Source organism: Chromohalobacter sarecensis, assembly GCF_023061135.1.
Classification (GTDB): domain Bacteria; phylum Pseudomonadota; class Gammaproteobacteria; order Pseudomonadales; family Halomonadaceae; genus Chromohalobacter; species Chromohalobacter sarecensis.
In genome coordinates this window covers 222,234-241,999 of record NZ_JAKGAN010000005.1, presented here as the reverse complement: position 1 = coordinate 241,999, position 19,766 = coordinate 222,234, and the positions used below count along the sequence as shown (strand labels likewise).

The following is a 19,766-nucleotide window of genomic DNA, read 5'->3' as shown; positions in this document are numbered from 1 at the left end:
CTACGCGCTCCTATCGATGGCTCGCTCTTTGGATCCAACTAAAGGATAACTTGACGGAAGGTAGGCCAAAAACCTTTACTTTGGATCCAAAGAATAACAATTCCCTACCCATAATGAGGAGAGAGATTACCATGTTCCCCAAGAATACTTGGTACGTGGCCTGCATGCCGGATGAAGTCGAAGACAAGCCGCTGGGCCGCACTATCTGCAACGAACAAATCGTCTTCTTCCGCGCTGAAGGTGGCCAAATCGCCGCCGTGGAAGACTTCTGTCCTCACCGTGGCGCCCCGTTGTCCCTGGGCTTCGTGCGTGACGGTCAACTGGTATGCGGTTACCACGGCCTGGAGATGGGCTGCGAAGGCAAATGCTCCAGCATGCCCGGACAACGTGTGCGAGGCTTCCCCAGCATTCATGCCTATCCCGTCGTCGAGCGGCATGGCTTTATCTGGGTCTGGCCCGGCGATGCCGAGCAAGCCGACCCCGACCAGATCCCCGAGCTGCATTGGGCCAACGACCCTGAGTGGGCCTATGGCGGCGGCCTTTACCACATCAACTGCGATTATCGACTGATGATCGACAATCTCATGGACCTGACCCATGAGACCTACGTGCATGCCTCCAGCATCGGCCAGCCCGAAATCGAAGAATCCGCGCCGGAAACCAAGGTCAACGGCGATGAAGTGCTGACCATTCGTCACATGGAAAACATCACCGCACCGCCGTTCTGGCAATCCGCGCTGCGTGGCAACAACCTCGCCGACGACGTGCCCGTGGATCGCTGGCAGATCTGCCGCTTCACGCCCCCCAGCCACATTCTGATCGAAGTGGGTGTCGCGCACGCCGGCAAGGGTGGCTACGACGCTCCGGCCGATGCCAAGGCGTCGAGCATCGTGGTCGACTTCATCACGCCGGAAACCGAGACCTCGATCTGGTACTTCTGGGGCATGGCGCGCAACTTCAATCCGCAGGACGAGGCCCTGACCGAAAAGATCCGCGAAGGCCAGGGGCAGATCTTCTCCGAAGACCTGGAGATGCTCGAATCCCAACAACGCAATCTGCTCCGTTATCCGGAACGGCGCTTGCTGATGCTCAACATCGACGGTGGCGGCGTCCAGGCACGTCGCGTCATCGACCGAATCCTCAAGGCAGAAGCAGAGAACGCGCAGCCGCAACAGCAGGCCGCCACCGCCAGTTGATGGATCTTGCATAACGAAAGGATCGGCGCGCGCCGGTCCTTTCCCGGTTCGCCGTTTACCCGGCAGTAGGTCATCCCATGAACGATAGTACGCTGTCTCTGTTCGTCAGAGTCTCTCAAAAGCACCTGGAAGCCGAGGACATCGTCAGCTACGAGTTGGCCGACCCTCACGGGCGCCCGTTGCCTGCTTTCAGTGCCGGCGCGCATGTCGATGTGCGCGTCAAGGAAGGCGTGATTCGCCAATATTCGCTGTGCGGCCACCCCGAGGAGCGCGATCGCTACTTCATCGGCGTATTGCGCGAACCCAGCTCTCGCGGCGGCTCGGTCGCCATGCACGATGAGATCGAGGAAGGCGATCTCCTGCAGATCAGCGCACCCAAGAACCACTTCCCTCTCGAACCTGCCAAGCGTTCGGTTCTGTTCGCCGGCGGCATCGGTGTCACGCCTATCCTGTGCATGGCAGAGCGCCTGTCACACACTCAGGCACAGTTCGATATGCATTATTGCTCACGCTCGCGCGAACGCATGGCCTTCGTCGACCGACTCGAGCAATCCGCTTACGCCGATCACGTGCATTTTTATTACGACGATGCGCCCGAGGCCGGCAAGCTGGATGTCGCAACCGTCGCCGGTGAGCCGGACGATGAGACACATATTTATGTCTGTGGCCCCAGCGGCTTCATCGATCACGTCATGTCGACCTGCAAGGCGCAGGGCTGGCCGTCGTCACAATTGCATACCGAGTATTTCAGTGGTGTGGAGACGACCTCCGAAGACGACGAAAGCTTCGACGTGAAAATCGCCAGCAGCGGCGCGACCTTCTCGATACCCAAGGACAAGAGCGTCTATGAGGTACTGAGCGAAAACGGTGTCGAGATCATGGTCTCCTGCGAACAGGGCGTCTGCGGCACTTGCCTGACACGCGTTCTGGAGGGAGAGCCGGATCATCGCGACCTCTACCTCGACGACGACGAACACGCCGCCAACGACCAGTTCACGCCGTGCTGCTCCCGCGCCAAGAGCAAGACGTTAGTGCTGGACTTGTAAGACGCCCTACCCGACCCACCGCTTGCGGCGCCCCAACGGCAGATCTTGGGGCGCCGTCATCTTGAACCGACAGTCCAGATGATTGAGCGATACTCAGGCTCACGCTGGCTTCCCCGCCCGACCGAACATCACCTCTTTCTGAAGAATCACCTCTTGGTCTCATAAACAAATTGGTAATGTCTCAAAATACGAGATTATTACACAATTGAAAGTCCTAGCATGGCATAAGCCGTTTGCGAAGGTCTTAGGAGGCAACATGAGTTATTTCAAAACAAAAACTGTCGCTTTTGCGGCGCTTCTCCTGTTCGCGTCGGCGACGCAGGCACAGCAACTGGGCATCGGTACGATGGGCCAGGGCACCAGCGGGTATTCCATGGGCGCCGCGATTGCGCGCGTTCTATCGGAAAACGGCATTGACGCACTGGTGCAACCCAGTGCGGGTACCAGCTCTTACCTACCTCTGATCGATATGGGGGAGCTTGACCTCGGCATTGCCAATGCCATCGAGGTCAGCGACGCGGTTTCTGGAAACGGATACTTCGAAGGGCACGCTCTAGAAAATATTGCGCCGGCCGCGCGACTCTATCCGTTTCGGGTGGGGGTCTTCGTTCGGGACGATAGCGGTATACAGACGGTTGCTGACCTGGCCGGGCATTCCGTCACCTATGGTTTCACCAGCCAAGCCACGATGAATCGCGTGCTAGACGCGATACTCGCCGCTGGCGGGCTCGAGCCGTCCGACATCGAACAAGTCATGGTGCCTAATATCGTGCGCGGGGTTAACGCTTTCGTAACGGGCCAAGCCGATGGCGCCTTCTTCGCCGCAGGGTCCGGCAAGGTGACGGAAGCTGACGCCTCTGTGGGTGGCATCCATTTCCTCCCTTTGCCTGAAAGCGACGAGGCGGAAGCGCGCCTTCAAGACGTCATTCCCCAAGCCTACGTGGATAACATCGAGCCACGTGAAGGCCTAACGGGCATTGATGACCCCATGCCAATGATGGCCTATGACTACATGCTAGTGGTAGGGACTCACGTCCCTGATGAAGAAGTCGCACGTATCGTCACGATCCTCCGCGACAACAAGCAGGCGCTTGTCGACTCCTTCGGTGCATTCCAGGACATGGACCCCGACGCCATGTATGTCGATATCGGCGTGCCCTACCACCCCGGCGCACTCAACGTATTGAACACCGAAGAAAAAACTGACAATTAAGACGCGCATACCCACGGGCATGGCAACTGGCGTGTCCGTGGGAGATTTTAACCATTTCCGTGCCCACACCGCGCGATCTTAACCTCGCCAATTTCCGATTGATGGATACAGCCATGACTACCTCGTCTCCAGGCACTCCGCGGCAACCTACTTCCTATGGCCTGCTGACGATGACGCTGGCCACGATCATGACCCTCTGTGCCATTCTTCAAGCGCTCGATGTCCCACAGTTACTGGGGCTCAGCCTTTATACCGAACAGTATCTGGCCGCGATCCTCGCCTTCGCGCTCGGCATGACCTTCCTCGTGGCTCCCCGCTTCACCGGGCTGCTTCGTTTCCTCGATCCGCTCCTGGCACTGGCAGGCTTTTGTGCCGCGGGCTATATCGCCCTGAGCTATCCCACGATCGTCAATGAATTAGTCTATCGGCCCGTGGACGGTCTGATCGTCAGCCTCGTCATCGGCTTGCTGACGATCGAGGCCGTGCGCCGGCTGACCGGACCAGGACTGACCATCATCGTTGTTCTGTTCTTAGCCTATGGCCTCGTCGGTTACCTGCTCCCCTTCGGGATGACGCGACAAATCCTATGGGACCGGCTTGCGATCTATGTGGTCATGGATACCAACGGTCTGATCGGCTTACCACTGATGGTGACGGCCAGCATGGTGTTTTCGTTCATCTTCCTCGGCCAGCTTCTCGTCAGTTCCGGCGGTAGCGCGTTCTTCAACGACTTGGCTCTGGCGTTGGTAGGGCGTTCCAGAGGTGGAGCCGCAAAGATTGCAGTGGTTTCATCTTTTCTGTTCGGCAGCGTCTCGGGCAGCGCCGTCGCCAATGTGGCGGCGTCGGGCGGCGTCACCCTGCCGCTAATGCGCCGAGCAGGATACCAACCCCACATGGCCGCCGCCATCGAAGCCCTGTCGTCTACCGGCGGGCAGCTTGCACCGCCGATCATGGGGGCAGCTGCCTTCTTGATGGCCGAGTTTCTCCAGATCTCTTTCGCCACCGTGATCTTGGCTGCGGTAATCCCTTCACTACTCTATTACCTGGCGATCTTCTTCTACATCGATGCCCACGCCGCATCGAACGGCATGTCATTGCCCGACGACGTGGAAATTCGCCCGCTGCGGCACGTCTTAGCGGACGGTTGGCAGTTCGTCGCCCCCTTCGTCATCCTCATCTTCGGTCTCTTCGGCCTGAACTGGCGCCCGGAACTTGCCGCGCTCGCGGCCGCTCTGGCATTGGCCGTTTTAGCGCTGTTCCTGCCCTATCGTGGTAAACGCAGCCGCCTGGGCGACCTGCTGCGCGCCTTTCCCGACGCGGGCAAGGGCATGATCGAGATCGTTATCATCGCTTCTGCCGCCGGGATGGTCATTGGCGTCCTGAACATCTCGGGCCTGGCGTTCTCCCTGACGCTGAACCTGGTGGCGATGGCGGAAGGTAGCCTGATGTTGTTGCTGCTTATCTCGGCACTTGTCAGTGTCGTGCTGGGCATGGGCATGCCCACCGTCGGGGTCTACGTGCTTCTGGCCAGCCTGATAGGCCCCGCACTCGTGCGTGCCGGGATTGAACCCATCGCGGCGCACATGTTCCTGCTCTACTTCGGCATGCTGTCGATGATCACGCCCCCCGTCGCTTTGGCGAGCTTTACCGCTGCGACCATGGCCGGTGCCGAAGTGATGAAAACCGGTTGGCAAGCGTTTCGCATGGGCTGGGTGGCCTACCTAATCCCCTTCGTCATGGTGTTTGAGCCGGGGCTGGTCATGCAGGCCGATCCTATCGACATCATATGGCAACTCGTCGGGGCCCTGGTGGGAGTCTGGTTCGCGACCGGCGCCATTTACGGTTATCTCACCCGGCACCTCGGCATCGTGGAACGAGTGCTTCTGGGCATGATTGCGTTGGCGGGCATCTTACCGGTTTCGCTGGGCTGGGGTGGCTATCTGGTCAACCTGCTCGCCATCTTCGCAGGCGTGGTTCTCATATTTCGCACTCGGCTAACCCCGAGTCTATCTGGAAGGAGTTGATTGGTGACCGAAGGAAGCGCCTCTTCAAGCCTCATACGGCTGATGTCGATCCTCGACATTTTCACCGAAACACGTCCGGAATGGTCGTCGGACGACATGATGACCGTGCTCGGTTATCCACGTCCGACGCTCTACCGCTATCTCAAGGTCCTCACCGATTCAGGCATGCTCGCCTCCAATGGGCATGGCATCTATACGCTCGGCCCCAAGATCGTCGAGATGGATCATCTCCTTCGGTTGTCCGACCGCCTTGTCGGTATCGGGCGGCCCGTCGTCGAGGGGCTAACCGAGCAGTTCGCCTGTACCGCCTTTCTCGTGCGTTGGTACCGCAATCGGCTTCTCTGCATGCACTCGGAAACGTCGCTTGAGGCCCCGCTCAGCAGCTACCCACGCGGCCGCGTCATGCCCATGAACCGGGGTGCCATTGCACGCACAATCCTCGCCCACCTGCAATCCCGCAAGGCGCGCAAGATCATCGAATCCTTCGCGCCTGAAAGCCCCGAGGAAGCCCGTAAAGCCTATATCTCCGAGCAAGTCTCAGCGCTGCGCATGGTTCGTCGGAACGGCTACGCCATCGCGTTCGGTGAGGTCACTCCCGGTGTCGTCGGTGTCGCCTCGCCGATTTTCGACGAAGCCGCAGAACCCACCGGCGCGCTGTGCATGACCATGCGTCAGGAAGACTGCCCACGCGAATTACAGGCCCTTACCACGCAGGCAGTCCCGGCCGCCGCCAACAGCATCACCGTATCGCTGCGACAAGCCCGCCGCACCGGCGAGGCCCCATCAAATCTCCCAATTCAAGAGGAAGCTCAGAACCAATGAAAAACAAACAAGATGCGGATGTCATCATTTCAGGCGGTGGACCCGTCGGCATGGGGCTGGCGATAGAGTTGGGTCAGCGCGGCATCACCGTTCTGGTAATCGAAAAACACCCTACGCCACAACGCGTTCCCAAAGGGCAGAACCTGACGCAACGCACGATGGAACATTTCCGCGCCTGGGGCGCCGAATCAGAACTGCGCGCGGCCCGCACCGTACCGGCTAACTTCGGTATTGGCGGCTTGACCAGTTATGGCACGCTATTAGGCGATTACCACTACGACTGGATGAAACGCGAACTCGTCCACTCCTATTACAGCGCCGATAACGAGCGCCTTCCGCAGTACGCCACCGAGGACGTCCTGCGTGCACGGGCAACGTCTCTGGACAGCGTGACGCTGCTGAGCGGGAAGGAGGTGCGTGATGTGCGCGAGGAAGACGAAGGCGTTAACGTCACGGTTCGCGACCGCGCTTCCGGCACAGACAGCGTATTCCGCGCCGCCTATGCTGTCGGGGCGGATGGTAGCCGTTCGGCAGTGCGCGAAGCCGCCGGCCTGACGCAAACCGTTTTCGATCATGATCGCTTGATGGTCCTGCTGGTCTTCCAATCCAATACGCTGCACCGTGCCCTGCTGGACAAGCATCCCGGCAAAAGCTTTTTCAATGTCTTGCATCCAGATCTCCAGGGCTATTGGATGTTCTTCGGGCGCGTCGATTTGGAAGGAGAATTTTTCTTTCACGCACCCGTGCCAGCAGGCGCCGATCCGGAGGCCTTCGATTTTCAAGAGTACATCGAGCGCGCTGTCGGCCAGTCCATCGACATGGATATCCGCCATCGCGGGTTCTGGGATTGTCGTGTCGCCATCGCCGACAGTTACGGCAGCGGACGCACCTTCATTGCGGGGGACGCCGCGCATAACCACCCGCCTTATGGCGGTTACGGCATCAATACAGGCTTCGAGGATGCTCGCAACCTTGGCTGGAAACTCAGCGCGCGCCTCAAAGGCTGGGGTGGCCCCGAGTTGCTGACCTCCTACGATGCCGAACGCCGGCCGGTCTTCTGGTCGACCGCCAAGGACTTCATCGAGAAGTCCATCGAGACCGACCGTGATTTCTTGGCAACCTACGATCCGGCCACGAATCGGGCCGAATTCGAGGCCGTCTGGTCCGCCCGCGCCCACGGTGCCGTCAACGAGGTCGGCGATTTCCAACCCAACTACCGCGGCTCTCGCGTCGTGGCCGGCCTCCGGGACGGTACCGCCAATGCGAAAGGAGCGCATAGCTTTACCGCCCGAGCAGGCTACCACCTCGCACCACGCGCCTTGCCCGAGGGAGGGACGACTCATGATCGTCTCGGCACGGGGTTCTCGCTCATCGCACTCGGGCAATCGAACGCTGCCGCGCGTTTTGCCAATGAAGCGGCCCGGTTGAATATCCCATTGACGGTCATTGAAAGCGCCGCACCAGGAACAGGAGACGAAACGGCCGACTACGCTGCAACGCTCATTCTTGTGCGCCCCGATCAGTTCGTTGCCTGGGCCGGCGACACACTCTCCGATGACTTCGATGCAACCGGCATATTGAAATTGGCGGTCGGCGCCTGAGGGTAGCAATCAGGTGACAGGGAATGCCTTCGGCTTCCCTGTCATGCCTCTAGCTCGCGTCGTCTCCCTCGGCGCTATCAGCCGCGAACCGCCGTGCCAAACCGTCGACGAACTGCTGCTGAGCAAAGCTCAGCCCTCCGCCTCGCCGATAGGTCACGCCAATGCGGCGGCGGTTGTCCGGCAACGTCACCGGCACACGAACCAGCCCCTCCGGCAGCGCCCTGACTTTACGCGGGGAGTAGAGCAATAGCGCCAAGCTCTGACTTTCGCGAACCATGCTTTCGGCCAAATGAAACGTCACTATTTCACATGGCTGAACGGGAGGCACTTGCCCCATACCCTGAAAAAGAGACTCGAAATAAGCACGTATCGGCGTCCCCGTCGGTGCCACGATCCACGTCTGAAGTGCCAAGTCTTCCATCGATACGGGGTGTTGGGCGCAGGCATGATCCGAGCGCGCCAGTACCGTGATTGCTTCTTCGGAAAGCGGTACTTCGACCAGTTCACCGTCCTCATCAACTTCCCGTAACAAGCCGACGACTAGATCGATTTCTCCACGACGAAGCGCATCCGTGAGCATCACATAGCTACCGGTCAACGCGGACAAATGCAATTGGGGATACGCCACCAGTAATTCGCCGAAGACTTGAGTGATCCTCTCCTGCTCACAGAACGGCGTCATCCCTACCGCCACGCGTCCGGTCACTTCCCCGGCCAGGCGATCGAGTCGCTCATTGAGCGGTAGCATCAGGGCACGCAGCCGGTCGCGCAACGCCGACAATCTTTCCGCCACGGGTTCAGCCCTCAGGCCGCCGCCCGTACGTTGAAACAGCGAAACCCCAAGCCTCACAGACAAGGCGCCCAACGTACGACTGACATGCGACTGAGAGGTACTGAGCACCCCGGCCGCCGCGGTAGCCTTTCCCGTCTGTACAACAGCCGATACGCAATCTAGATCCAACCACGTCACATCGAAAGGCAGTGGCAATGCGGTCAGCCCTGCGCCAAGCAATACCTCACGTTCACGTCCCATCTCCGCCACTAGGCGAGCACAATGTTGACGCACGACCTCGCCCTCGGGTGTCGGTTCCGCACCACTCCACCCCCGCTGAAACAAACTTATGGACAACGTTGATTCGGCACGATGAATGGTTCGCGAAAGACTGCTTTGACTGATATTGAGCGCCTGGGCAGCCCGGGAAAGCCCCCGCTGTTCGGCGACCGCCAGGATGGCACGCACCTCACGGATGGAAAGACGGGGTGACACATCATCGTGCGACATTCTCGCGCCTCCTGGTGGCCTGGATTTTCACTATATCAAAAACGCAAAGCGCTATTTCATCTTCGCATGAGACGGCCATGACGCTTTCACCTAACGTCAGTAAGACCTGACTATCTTGGCAACCGAGAGAGGAGACAACATGCCTGGCAAATATAAAACTGCGGTGGTGCTCGAGCGGCGAGAACTGACCGAACATATAAGTGAAATCACTCTCGGTTTGGCCGACGGCTCACCCTTGCCGGCGTCCCGAGCCGGTGCGCATGTCGAGATACGTTTCGGAGGGCAAGACGGTCGATTCCTGCGCCATTATTCGCTCATTGGTCCACTCAGCCCGGTCGATGATCATGAAGCTTTCTGGCGCATCGCGGTTCAACGAGAAAACCGCCGCCGGGGGTCCGATTACATTCATCGACACTTCAGCGCTGGCACTAACGTATTGATCTCTCCCGCGCTCAGCCCCTTTCGCCTGACTTCCGATGATGGCCCTGTCTTGCTTATCGCAGGCGGTATCGGCATTACCGCGATTCTTCCCATGCTGCGCTCCTGCATGATGCGTCAGCGCGATGTCTACATGCTCTATGTCGGGCGCCGTCGTGACGCCATGGCCTATGTCGAGGAAGTCGAAGCGCTGGGTGGCGACGCTGTCACCGTGCATGACGCCACGGCGCTTGGCGGTAGACCCGATCTCGACGCATTGCTCGCTCAACAGCCCACCGATACCACCGCGTATGTATGCGGCCCGCCGGCATTGATCGAGGGCACCCGCCAAGCAGCGCAACGCTTGGGATGGGCGCCGGAACGCGTGCGTCACGAGATATTCAATGCCGCCCACAAGGCCGAGGACCGTGCCGTCACGGTGCAAACCCGAAGCGGTACGCAGATTCCCGTCTCACCCGGCCATACCTTGCTAGAAGCACTCGAAGCGGCCGGTGCCGAGACCTTTTCGGACTGCCGCCGCGGAGAGTGTGGCCTATGCATCACCCCGGTCAGAAACGTCGACACGGACATCGAGCATCGCGACCGTTTTCTCACTCCCGACCAGAAACGTAGTAACCGGCAAATCGCCTTGTGCTGCTCTCGCCCACGTTCGGGATCGATTGAACTCGATATCTGAAAGATAAAAAGATAAAGGAGCTAACTGTCATGACCCATGCTAGCCAAGCGACACCGCTCAACGATGAAGCCATTTTCGACGCCATGCCCATGGAAGAAAGTGGCCAGTTCGCCAACCACGTCACCCCGCTGATCCGCAACTCTTGGTATGTGTGCGCGCGGCGCGATGAAGTGTGCCGCACGCCTATCTCACGCCGCCTGCTCGACACGGACGTAGTCATGTACCGCACCCAAGGTGGCCAACCAGTCGCCATGCATAACCGCTGTCCGCACCGTGCCTTTCCCTTGGTGAAAGGCCGCATAGAGGACGACAGGTTGGTGTGTGGTTATCACGGCATGGAGTTCGAACCCGACGGGCTATGTGCGCACCTGCCCGCGATCTCTCATGTACCTGCCAATGCCTGTGTTCAAACCTACCCCGTCGCCGATCGTGGTCCCTTGACCTGGATCTGGATGGGAGACCCCAACCTGGCCGACGAGGCATTGATTCCCAAGCTGCCCTGGTTGGCCTCGCCCGAGTGGGGCACCGTCACCGGCGACTTTCATATCAAAGCTGACTATGTGTCGATGCATGAAAACCTCATCGACCAGACCCACTTCCCCTTCTTGCATCCGGGCACTGTGGGGACGCCTGAATACGCACGCGCCAGCATGGAAGCTTCCACCGAGGGTGATCAGGTAGCGATCACTCGCCGCCTGGACAACGCGCCACCCCCGGGAATTTACGGTAAACCGGCCGATATCATGCACAAGAATGTCGACCGCACCTCTGAGGCGCGCTTCGCTTCGCCCGCCGTGCATACCGCCCATGCCAAGATTTTCGACCCCCAACCCGACGCCGGCAAACCATCGGTGTATGGCTATTACATCACGCATTGCTTTACGCCCGAGTCCAATCACTCCATCCACTACTGGTGGTTCAATTCCCGGGACTATCGCATTGACGACACAGATATCGACGACTTCCTGAGAGACGCCAGCACGCAAGCGTACTATGAAGATGTCGAGGCACTGGAATGGATCATGGACGTCGTTCTCAGCGACAAGGAAGCCCAACAATTCGAGCTGAGTTTCGCTCCCGACAAGCCCGGCTTGATGGCCAGACGGATCATGCATCGCCTGGCAATGACGGAACGCGGCTGATACATCAGGGCGACGCGTAAAATAAGCGTTTCAACGATAAGGGTGGGACCATCATGATCCCGCCCTTTATATCTTTTGCCTTCAATTCATCATCGTGTCGGGGAGAAATAGCACGATCTCGGGGAAGACGATCAGCAACCCAATGGCCGCAATCATCACCAGCCAGAACGGCATGACACCCTTGAAGATGTCACGTAACGGCACATTGGGTGCCACGGATTTGACGATGAAAACGTTCACGCCCACTGGCGGACTGATGAGCCCCATTTCCAGCGTCAGCACCACAAGCACGCCGAACCAGATCGGGTCGAAGCCCAACTGGGTAATCACGGGAAAGAAGATCGGCATAGTCAACACCAGCATGGCGAAGCCTTCCAGGAAGCACCCAAGCACCAGGTAGCACGCCAGTATCAAGAGCAGAACCCCATAAGGCCCGATATCCAAGTGCATCAGGAAATCGCCCAACGCTTGCGGGATATGGCTCAAGGCCAGAAAAGGGTTGAGCATATGCGCGGCAATCAGAATCAGCATCACGGTGGCCGTGGTGGTGATCGAGCTTTGTGCCGCCCGCCAGAAGGAAGCCAGCGTCAGCTTGCGCATGCCCGCGCCGAAGAGGATCGTCAATCCGGCGCCCACGGCCGCCGCCTCGACAGGAGAAAAGATCCCGCTATAGATGCCGCCGATGGTCAACAGGATGATGATCAGAATCGGCGTCGCGCCCAATAATCCCTGCTGTTTTTCCCGCCATGACGTCTTGGGCCCCGAGGGCGCGAGACTCGGTTTGATGGTAGCCAATACCATGATCAAGATGACGAACAATAAGCACAGCATGATGCCGGGCAACACGCCCGCCAGAAACAGACGGCCGATGGATTGCTGCGTCAGGATGGCGTAGATCACGAAGCCAGTCGAAGGCGGAATGAGAATCCCCAGCGTGCCCCCGGCGGCTACCGACCCCGTCGAAAGCTTGGGGCTATAGTTATAGCGTTCCATCTCGCTGAGCGAGACACGCCCCATGGTCAACGCCGAGGCGACGGATGAACCACACAAAGCGGCAAATCCCGCGCAACCCACCACCGTGGCCGACGCCAGGCCACCACGCACCGAGCCAATGAGCGCATAGGCGGCGTCATACAGCTTACGGCTCATGCCCGCCTCGGTGGCGATATTGCCCATCAAGATAAACAAGGGGATGACGATTAGCTCGGCGTTCGAGGCGATGGTAAAAGTTTCGCTAGCCAACAAGCTCAAGGCAGAATTGAGGCTATCGAGCACGGTAATACCACCGAACCCCACGGCGAATATCGCAAAGGCTACGGGAATTCGCAGTACCAGAAGCGCAAAAAGCGCCAAGATGCCCAAGGCACCCACCAACTCGGTACTCATAAATCCTCTTCCTCTTGCGGAGCCGCGCGCCGGTGGGATGACGTCAATAACGTCGAAACGATGCGCGCCAGCATGGACAGTGCCGTCAGAAAGGCAAAGAACGCCACGATGTATTGAAACGGTGCCTTGGGGATCGCGATGATATTGGTGCTCAAGTTGAGCAGCTTCGACATTTCCGCCGCGCCGAGCATCGTGTAACCAATCGCCGTGAAGATGGCACACCCCAGTACCCAGCCCGCCATATCCAGCCAATGGTTCATACGCTCGGGAAACTTGTCTTCGAAGATATCCACGGCGATGTTGCCGCCTTGCCGGTCACAGAGGGCCATACCACCGAACACGATGATGACCATGGTCATTTGCGACAGGTCCTGACCACCCGGCAAGGGGGCGCCGAACAGGCGCCCCGTGACATCGACCAAGGTCACCGATACCGCGAAGATCAACGCCAGGGTGCCGATAATGCTGGACAGGTTCACGACCCCATCCAACGTGCGAGTCACCCGCGTGAGAAAGTGGCTCATCGAGAATTCACTCCCCACGCATGGCGTCTAGCACGTCATTGGTCCCTTTTTCCGCCAGACGCTTCTCGCGGAAGGTATCGGCAATGCGCTCGAACGCTGTGATTTCCTCCGGGCTAAGCTCGATCACCTTGTTGTCGGCATCTTCGCGAATGGCCTTCAAGGTTTCGTTGGCACGCGCATTCCAGCCTTGCTCCCCGCTACGTGAGAGTTTTTCACCACTATTGTCATCGATCGCTTGCTGGAATTCGGCGGAAAGGCTGTCATATTTATTCTGATTCATGGCCAGATAAAACATGATGTGGCCCAAAGGGGCTCCCACCGAATATACGTTGGCCACTTCATCAAGTTTGAAGTCGTTGACGGCACTGGCGCCGGTCACCAGACCATCGATGAGGCCGGTTTGCAGGGAGTTGTAAATCTCGCCGGCGGGCATTTGCACGGGGGTACCGCCGTAGGCATCGATCAACGCCGCCGTCATTTCTCCCGAGACACGAATCTTCAGTCCTTCAAGATCTTCCGGCGTGCGAATTTCTTCATCTTTCATGATGAAAATGTTCGGCTCGCTGACCCAAAGTGCCAGGGGCTTGGTACCGGGGAATTCACTTTTCATCTGATCTTCATAGGCGTTCCAAAGCATGTCATAGCCATGCATGTCGTCAGGAATGGCGCCGGGCATTTCCACTACCATCGATTTCTTGAATTGCGACGAGGTATATCCCGGCAGTCCCCAGACGATATCCGCTACCCCTTGCAGCACGCGCGGGTATTGTTCCGTGGGACCGGAACCCAGCTCTCCGCCGGGATATACTTTGACTTCCAGCTCCCCATTCGTCTGCTCTTCAACACCGTCCTTGAAGGGATAAACGATGGAACTGTTGACGACATGAGCGGGTGAAACGAAGTGGGCAAGCTTCAAGGTTTCAGCGGCATTGGCGCCTGCGCTAACGGCCATCGCCACGCCAGCCGTCAGTGTTAGCAAGGTACAGTTTCTTAATGTTTTCATTCCGGCGTCTCCCGACTTTTATTGAACTTTAGTCTTGTTCTACCTCCGTTTTCGCACAAAAAAACATAAGGAAACGGAGCCTTAAAGCACCGTACCCGGCCCTCAGTCACAGCAACAAATTCAAATCACGTGCTTGGGTATACGTTTTTGCTATCCCGCTCACGAATGAGACGGCAAGCCTGGGCTCGCCATGCGTTCGCCGAGTTCCAGCAAAATACGCTGAAGCACTTTCAAGGCATGCGTTGGAGAATCATCGGTACGCGTCGTGATCCCGATCGGGCGCAAGGTGCCCGTCAGCTTGATGGGGAGCAGCGCCAGCTGGCCGCTTTGAACCTCGAAGAACACCTGATGGGGAGAGACCAGGGTCACGCGGTCGCTATCCAGCAATAGTGTGCGGATGGTACTGAGATTGCCGGATTCGACTTCCACTTCAGGGGGCGCCAAGTCCGCACTGCGAAATTCCTGTTCGAAGCTCACGCGTGCTGGCGTGCCGTGGCGCGGCGCAATCCATCGCGCATCGAGCAGATCGCTCAGCGATAGCGAGGCATATTGCATCAAGGGATGACCGCGACGTACCGCGACGGCAAGACGATCGTGGAAAAGCCGCTGCTGGACGGTGTCCTCGCTCGTGCCCGCTTGGCGCAGCGCACCGATAAGGATGTCGATATCGCCATGGCGCAACGACTCGAACAACGCGTCATAGGTACCCTCGAGAATCGTGACATGCAACCCCGGCAATTCGCGCAGCAGCGCATCCACGGCCTGAGGAACCAGCAACGAACTCGACAACGGCAAGGTGCCGATCACCACGCGCCCGCGCACCTCACCCTGCCAGGCCGAGAGATCGTCACTGACCAACGCCAGTTCACGCAGCGCCACCTTGGCATATCGAATCAACACCGCGCCGCAGTCCGTTGCCAGCATGCCACGTTGCGTGCGCAGGAACAGCGACACGCCAAGCAAGTTTTCCAGATCGCGTAGATTGCCGCTGACCGCCGGCTGCGTCAGCCCCAACCGCTTGGCCGCCTGAGGCTCGTTATGTAGATCGGCAATGGCCACCAGTACCGTCAATTGACGATGCGACAGGCGTTGCGTGAGCCGCTCGGAATGTCCCGCCGGCTGCATGCGCGCCAGCGCGGCTTCGGCATCGCCGAGTTGCTGCAAGGCGCGCCGAAAGCGATGCAAGACGATCTTGCCCGCCGTGGTACATAACATGCCACTGCGATGGCGCTCGAACAGCGCCAAGCCGAGCTCTTTCTCCAGGTCACGCACTGCCCGGGTCACCGCAGGTTGTGACAAATGCAGCGTCTCGGCTGCGCGCATCACGCTACCCGCCTCGGCGACCGCGATGACTGCCCGTAAACGCCGCATGTTGGGTATGTAATCGAACGCCTCGCGATGCAGTTCGGTCATGAAGGATTCCTTGGCATGGCTTGCTCGCACCTAGCATGCCCGACAGCAGAACATGGCGATATGCCATAAAGGGAGCATGCCCAGCGCCACCAAAAGCCTGCTGCATAAGCAAAACGCATATTGACGCCGGTGAATAACATTATTCGCGTTTCAGGCGAGGTGACAGGATAAAACCATCGTCTTCAACGGTAGGTTTTGACAAATGACTGGCGCTCCTTCTCCTGCTGGCCTGGTGGTCAGCGCACATTCGGCGGACTTCGTATGGCGGGCAGGCGGCGCCATCGCCCTACATGCTCGGCAAGGCTACGCCATGCATATCGTCTGCCTGTCATTCGGCGAGCGCGGCGAATCCGCCAAGCTCTGGCGGCAGGGCAATATGACCGAGGACAAGGTCAAGGCGGCTCGGCGCGAGGAGGCCGAAGCGGCGGCCGCAGCCCTCGGCGCCAGCGTCGAGTTCTTCGATATCGGCGATTACCCCATGCGCGCCGACAAGGAGACGCTGTTCAGGCTCGTCGAAGTCTATCGCCGCGTGCAGCCCGAGTTCGTGCTCACGCACTCGCTCAAGGACCCCTACAACTACGATCACCCGCTCGCCACCGATCTTGCCCAGGAGGCACGCATCATCGCCCAAGCGGAAGGTCACAACCCCGGCGAGACCATCGTCGGCGCGCCACCGGTGTATTGCTTCGAGCCGCACCAGCCGGAACAGTGTCAGTGGCGTCCCGATGTGCTGCTCGATATCACCGAGGTATGGGACGACAAGTATCGCGCGATTCAATGCATGGCCGGGCAGGAACACTTGTGGGAATACTATACCCGCGTTGCCCTGCAGCGCGGCGTGCAGGCCAAGCGCAACATCGGCATCACCGCGAAGAAGAACATACAGTATGCCGAGGGTTATCAAAGCATCTTCCCGCGCGTCACGGAGAATCTGGCATGACGACCTCTCACATAGCGACCGCCCTGGAAACGCCCGGCATCGTCGTTCGCGACTTCCCGCGTGCCGAGCGTGAACACATCGACGCCCTGGGTGAACAGGGCGTGGCGACGGTACACGAGGCTCAGGGCCGCAAAGGACTGCTCGATCCCGCCATCCGCCCCATCCAGCAGGATCATGGCATCAGCGGGTCGGCCGTGACCGCTTTGGTCTCGCCCGGCGACAACTGGATGTTTCATGTCGCCGTGGAGCAATGCCAGCCCGGCGACATCCTCGTAGTGGCCACACGCTCGCCCTGCATCGACGGTTATTTCGGCGATCTGCTCGCCACCTCGCTGCAGGCACGCGGCGTGCGCGGCCTGGTGCTCGACGGCGGCGTGCGCGACACACGCACCCTGCGCGAGATGGGCTTCGCCGTCTGGTCGCGTGCCGTGCATGCCCAAGGCACCGTCAAGGAGACACTCGGCTCGGTGAATATTCCTGTCGTCTGTGCCGGTCAGTGGATCAACCCCGGCGATATCGTCGTCGCCGATGACGACGGCGTGGTCGTCGTGCGTCGCGATGAGGCCGAAAGCGTCGTCGCAGCCAGTCGCAAGCGCGCCGCCGCCGAGGAAGACAAGCGCGTGCGCCTCGCCAACGGCGAACTGGGCCTCGACATCTACGACATGCGCCAGCGCCTCGCCGACAAAGGGCTGACCTATTACGACGACCCGCAAGCGCTGGCCCGCGCCATGGAGCGCTCATCATGAGCCAGACGCGCATCCCGTGCCTGCAGATGCGCGGCGGCACCTCGAAGGGGCTGTATTTCCTCGCAGAGGACCTCCCCAGCGACGCCGCGCAACGTGACGCCGTGCTACTCGCGGCGATGGGCTCGCCCGATGCGCGTCAGATCGATGGCCTTGGTGGCGCGACCTCGCTGACCAGCAAGGTTGCGATCATCGACCGCCCGACTCGCGACGACGTGGATGTCGACTACCTGTTCGCCCAGGTCGTCGTCGATCTGCCACGCGTCGATTATGGCCAGAACTGCGGTAATATCCTCGCCGGCGTAGGGCCCTTCGCCATCGAGCGTGGCTGGGTGACGGCGCAAGACGGCACGACGCCGGTGCGCGTGCACATGGTCAATACCGGCCAGGTGGCGATCATCCATGTCCCCACTCCAGATGGCCGCGTCGAGTACACCGGCGATGCCGAAATCTCCGGCGTACCGGGCCGGGCCGCGCCCCTGATCATCGAATTCCGCGATACCGCCGGCTCGAGCTGTGGCGCGCTGCTGCCCACCGGCAACCCACGCGACACGCTCGAGGGCGTCGACGTCACTTGTCTCGATAACGGCATGCCGGTGGTGCTGCTGCGTGCCGAGGACCTCGGCGTCAGCGGGCACGAAAGCCCCGCCGAGCTGGAAGCCAACGACGTACTGCGCACGCGGATCGAGCGTATCCGCCTGGCAGCAGGGCCGCGCATGAACCTGGGCGATGTCAGCGAGCGCACCGTGCCCAAAATGACGCTCATCGCCGCCCCGCGTCACGGCGGCAGCCTCGCCACGCGCTCATTCATCCCGCATCGCTGCCACGAGGCCATCGGCGTGCTCGGCGCAGTCAGCGTGGCCAGCGGTTGTCTCATCCCCGGCACTGTGTGCGAAGGCCTGGCCCGGCTAGGCGAAGGACCGACGCAACGTTTGTCGATCGAGCATCCCACCGGCGAGTTCACTGTCGAACTGACGCAAGATGCGCAAGGCGACGTCGTGCGTGCCGGCCTTTTGCGCACCGCAAGGCTGCTCTTCGAAGGGTACCTGCATGTGCCGCGCGCCGTCTGGGAGGGCATGCCTGAGCCATCGTCCATCTCCGGAGCCGCCTCATGACCTCCACGCCTCTGTTACTGCTCCCCGGCCTGCTTTGCGACGACGCCGTCTGGGCCGACATGCGCACGCATCTCGTCGCGCCCACCCTGCCTACGCCCGATTACGGCATAGCCGATACCATCGGCGCCATGGCGGACATCGCGTTGCAGGGTGCGCCCGAACGCTTCATTGCAGTGGGACATTCCATGGGCGGCCGCGTAGCGCTCGAGATCCAGCGCCGCGCGCCGTCTCGGGTCGCCGGTCTGGCCCTATTGGATACCGGCTTTCGCGGCCGAGCGGAGGGCGACGCCGGCGAGCGCGAACGTGAGGGCCGCCACGCCCTGCTGGATAAGGCGCGGCAAGAAGGCATGCGTGCCATGGGCGAAACCTGGCTACAGGGTATGATTCATCCCGAACGCCTCGACGATGACGCACTCATCGACGCCATCCTGGCGATGATCGAACGCAAGGACCCGGCGATCTTCGCCGCCCAGATCGACGCCTTGCTGGCCCGCCCGGACGCCACCGAGCAACTGACCGGTATCAGTTGTCCGACCCTGCTGATGTGTGGGCGTCAGGACGCCTGGAGCCCGCTGGAACGCCACGAGGAAATGGCGGGGCTCATTCCCGGCAGCTGTCTCGAGGTCATCGAGGAGGCTGGCCATATGAGCCCCATGGAACAGCCCGACGCCGTCGCCCGGACCCTCGAGCACTGGAGGAAAACCACATGACATCCCCGCTATCACGCGAGGCATGCACCGCCATCGAACAGGCCTGTACTCGCCTCGTACTGACGGCCGCCGACGCTACCGATCGCCAGGACTATGCCGGTCTCGTGACGCTATTCACACCCGACGGCAAGCTGTTTCGTCCCACCGCGCCCGACGCACCGCTCGAAGGCCGCGAGGCCATCGAGGCGAGCTACCAGGCACGGCCGGCACAACGCATCACCCGCCATTTCTGCAGCAACATCCGCGTGCAGGTGGAAAGCGCTGAGCGAGCACGGGTCAGTACCTATGTGCAGGTGTTCGCCGCCGATACCCAAAGCGAACCTGACGGCCACTTCGGATGGCCGCTGGCGGGACGTACCATGATCGGCGAATTCGACGACCTGTGCGTGCTCGATCAAGGCGCATGGCGCTTCGCCGAACGCCATGCCCGTTTCATCATGCATCGCGATGGCTGACGCCATGCGTCATGCCGACTGCCACCACACAAGAAAG

General features: G+C 60.1%; 18 protein-coding genes. 13 read left to right on the top strand and 5 right to left on the bottom strand.

The features are described from left to right. Window positions 1–131: 131 nt before the first annotated feature. The 6 genes from L1071_RS10245 (at window position 132) to L1071_RS10220 (ending at window position 7,902) form a co-directional block, all read left to right on the top strand. On the top strand, window positions 132–1,196 hold the full coding sequence (locus tag L1071_RS10245) for an aromatic ring-hydroxylating dioxygenase subunit alpha (RefSeq protein WP_246898508.1): 1,065 nt from the start codon (window positions 132–134) through the stop codon (window positions 1,194–1,196). 77 nt (window positions 1,197–1,273) lie between these two features. Beyond that, the gene (locus L1071_RS10240; protein ID WP_246974233.1) at window positions 1,274–2,242 is read left to right on the top strand and encodes a PDR/VanB family oxidoreductase; all 969 of its coding nucleotides are present in this window, start codon (window positions 1,274–1,276) and stop codon (window positions 2,240–2,242) included. 256 nt (window positions 2,243–2,498) lie between these two features. Continuing rightward, window positions 2,499–3,455 carry a TAXI family TRAP transporter solute-binding subunit gene (locus tag L1071_RS10235; RefSeq protein ID WP_246974230.1) on the top strand — a complete coding sequence of 319 codons (957 nt, stop codon included), beginning with the start codon at window positions 2,499–2,501 and terminating at the stop codon, window positions 3,453–3,455. Between the two features lie 113 nt (window positions 3,456–3,568). Further along, window positions 3,569–5,479: a TRAP transporter permease gene (locus L1071_RS10230; protein WP_246974224.1), complete on the top strand. Its 1,911-nt coding sequence runs from the start codon at window positions 3,569–3,571 to the stop codon at window positions 5,477–5,479. Between the two features lie 3 nt (window positions 5,480–5,482). After that, window positions 5,483–6,301, top strand: a complete 819-nt coding sequence (locus tag L1071_RS10225) for an IclR family transcriptional regulator (protein WP_246974488.1) — start codon at window positions 5,483–5,485, stop codon at window positions 6,299–6,301. Continuing rightward, complete coding sequence (locus tag L1071_RS10220) at window positions 6,298–7,902, top strand: FAD-dependent monooxygenase (RefSeq protein ID WP_246974221.1); 1,605 nt, start codon at window positions 6,298–6,300, stop codon at window positions 7,900–7,902. Before L1071_RS10225 ends, L1071_RS10220 begins: the two co-directional genes overlap by 4 nt. 49 nt (window positions 7,903–7,951) lie before the next feature. Here the strand turns inward: L1071_RS10220 and L1071_RS10215 are convergent, their stop codons facing one another. After that, complete coding sequence (locus L1071_RS10215) at window positions 7,952–9,184, bottom strand: LysR family transcriptional regulator (protein WP_246974212.1); 1,233 nt, start codon at window positions 9,182–9,184, stop codon at window positions 7,952–7,954. A gap of 139 nt (window positions 9,185–9,323) precedes the next feature. Here L1071_RS10215 and L1071_RS10210 point away from each other — a divergent pair, with 139 nt between their 5' ends. Then, entirely contained in the window at window positions 9,324–10,298 is a 975-nt protein-coding gene (locus L1071_RS10210; RefSeq protein ID WP_246974209.1) for a PDR/VanB family oxidoreductase, read from the top strand. A gap of 29 nt (window positions 10,299–10,327) precedes the next feature. After that, window positions 10,328–11,440 carry a Rieske 2Fe-2S domain-containing protein gene (locus L1071_RS10205; RefSeq protein ID WP_246974208.1) on the top strand — a complete coding sequence of 371 codons (1,113 nt, stop codon included), beginning with the start codon at window positions 10,328–10,330 and terminating at the stop codon, window positions 11,438–11,440. 81 nt (window positions 11,441–11,521) lie between these two features. Here the strand turns inward: L1071_RS10205 and L1071_RS10200 are convergent, their stop codons facing one another. From L1071_RS10200 to L1071_RS10185, 4 genes are all read right to left on the bottom strand, one after another. Beyond that, window positions 11,522–12,826, bottom strand: coding sequence for a TRAP transporter large permease (locus L1071_RS10200; RefSeq protein WP_246974198.1), 1,305 nt, complete (start codon window positions 12,824–12,826; stop codon window positions 11,522–11,524). Continuing rightward, window positions 12,823–13,350, bottom strand: a complete 528-nt coding sequence (locus tag L1071_RS10195; RefSeq protein WP_246974196.1) for a TRAP transporter small permease — start codon at window positions 13,348–13,350, stop codon at window positions 12,823–12,825. Before L1071_RS10195 ends, L1071_RS10200 begins: the two co-directional genes overlap by 4 nt. A 7-nt stretch (window positions 13,351–13,357) precedes the next feature. Then, window positions 13,358–14,353: a TRAP transporter substrate-binding protein gene (locus tag L1071_RS10190; RefSeq protein WP_246974184.1), complete on the bottom strand. Its 996-nt coding sequence runs from the start codon at window positions 14,351–14,353 to the stop codon at window positions 13,358–13,360. A gap of 159 nt (window positions 14,354–14,512) precedes the next feature. Then, complete coding sequence (locus L1071_RS10185; RefSeq protein WP_246974183.1) at window positions 14,513–15,766, bottom strand: LysR family transcriptional regulator; 1,254 nt, start codon at window positions 15,764–15,766, stop codon at window positions 14,513–14,515. A gap of 202 nt (window positions 15,767–15,968) precedes the next feature. Between L1071_RS10185 and galB the strand changes: the two genes are divergently transcribed. Genes galB through L1071_RS10160 form a run of 5 tightly spaced genes read left to right on the top strand, consistent with a single transcriptional unit; the run spans window position 15,969 to window position 19,729 of the window. Beyond that, on the top strand, window positions 15,969–16,706 hold the full coding sequence (gene galB / locus L1071_RS10180) for a 4-oxalmesaconate hydratase (protein ID WP_246974180.1): 738 nt from the start codon (window positions 15,969–15,971) through the stop codon (window positions 16,704–16,706). Next, on the top strand, window positions 16,703–17,452 hold the full coding sequence (locus tag L1071_RS10175) for a 4-carboxy-4-hydroxy-2-oxoadipate aldolase/oxaloacetate decarboxylase (RefSeq protein ID WP_246974172.1): 750 nt from the start codon (window positions 16,703–16,705) through the stop codon (window positions 17,450–17,452). The genes galB and L1071_RS10175 overlap by 4 nt, the downstream gene beginning before the upstream one ends. Continuing rightward, window positions 17,449–18,564, top strand: a complete 1,116-nt coding sequence (locus L1071_RS10170) for a 4-oxalomesaconate tautomerase (RefSeq protein WP_246974169.1) — start codon at window positions 17,449–17,451, stop codon at window positions 18,562–18,564. Before L1071_RS10175 ends, L1071_RS10170 begins: the two co-directional genes overlap by 4 nt. Then, complete coding sequence (locus L1071_RS10165; RefSeq protein WP_246974154.1) at window positions 18,561–19,274, top strand: alpha/beta fold hydrolase; 714 nt, start codon at window positions 18,561–18,563, stop codon at window positions 19,272–19,274. Before L1071_RS10170 ends, L1071_RS10165 begins: the two co-directional genes overlap by 4 nt. Then, window positions 19,271–19,729, top strand: a complete 459-nt coding sequence (locus L1071_RS10160) for a nuclear transport factor 2 family protein (RefSeq protein ID WP_246974151.1) — start codon at window positions 19,271–19,273, stop codon at window positions 19,727–19,729. The genes L1071_RS10165 and L1071_RS10160 overlap by 4 nt, the downstream gene beginning before the upstream one ends. Window positions 19,730–19,766: the final 37 nt, after the last annotated feature.

Bases quoted from the DNA above. Each gene is read 5' to 3' on its own strand.
- L1071_RS10185 (WP_246974183.1), bottom strand. From the start codon at position 15,766: ATGACCGAACTGCATCGCGAGGCGTTCGATTACATACCCAACATGCGG.
- L1071_RS10170 (WP_246974169.1), top strand. From the start codon at position 17,449: ATGAGCCAGACGCGCATCCCGTGCCTGCAGATGCGCGGCGGCACCTCG.
- L1071_RS10220 (WP_246974221.1), top strand. From the start codon at position 6,298: ATGAAAAACAAACAAGATGCGGATGTCATCATTTCAGGCGGTGGACCC.
- L1071_RS10165 (WP_246974154.1), top strand. From the start codon at position 18,561: ATGACCTCCACGCCTCTGTTACTGCTCCCCGGCCTGCTTTGCGACGAC.
- galB (WP_246974180.1), top strand. From the start codon at position 15,969: ATGACTGGCGCTCCTTCTCCTGCTGGCCTGGTGGTCAGCGCACATTCG.
- L1071_RS10190 (WP_246974184.1), bottom strand. From the start codon at position 14,353: ATGAAAACATTAAGAAACTGTACCTTGCTAACACTGACGGCTGGCGTG.
- L1071_RS10160 (WP_246974151.1), top strand. From the start codon at position 19,271: ATGACATCCCCGCTATCACGCGAGGCATGCACCGCCATCGAACAGGCC.
- L1071_RS10195 (WP_246974196.1), bottom strand. From the start codon at position 13,350: ATGAGCCACTTTCTCACGCGGGTGACTCGCACGTTGGATGGGGTCGTG.
- L1071_RS10175 (WP_246974172.1), top strand. From the start codon at position 16,703: ATGACGACCTCTCACATAGCGACCGCCCTGGAAACGCCCGGCATCGTC.
- L1071_RS10210 (WP_246974209.1), top strand. From the start codon at position 9,324: ATGCCTGGCAAATATAAAACTGCGGTGGTGCTCGAGCGGCGAGAACTG.
- L1071_RS10240 (WP_246974233.1), top strand. From the start codon at position 1,274: ATGAACGATAGTACGCTGTCTCTGTTCGTCAGAGTCTCTCAAAAGCAC.
- L1071_RS10200 (WP_246974198.1), bottom strand. From the start codon at position 12,826: ATGAGTACCGAGTTGGTGGGTGCCTTGGGCATCTTGGCGCTTTTTGCG.
- L1071_RS10230 (WP_246974224.1), top strand. From the start codon at position 3,569: ATGACTACCTCGTCTCCAGGCACTCCGCGGCAACCTACTTCCTATGGC.
- L1071_RS10235 (WP_246974230.1), top strand. From the start codon at position 2,499: ATGAGTTATTTCAAAACAAAAACTGTCGCTTTTGCGGCGCTTCTCCTG.
- L1071_RS10245 (WP_246898508.1), top strand. From the start codon at position 132: ATGTTCCCCAAGAATACTTGGTACGTGGCCTGCATGCCGGATGAAGTC.
- L1071_RS10215 (WP_246974212.1), bottom strand. From the start codon at position 9,184: ATGTCGCACGATGATGTGTCACCCCGTCTTTCCATCCGTGAGGTGCGT.
- L1071_RS10205 (WP_246974208.1), top strand. From the start codon at position 10,328: ATGACCCATGCTAGCCAAGCGACACCGCTCAACGATGAAGCCATTTTC.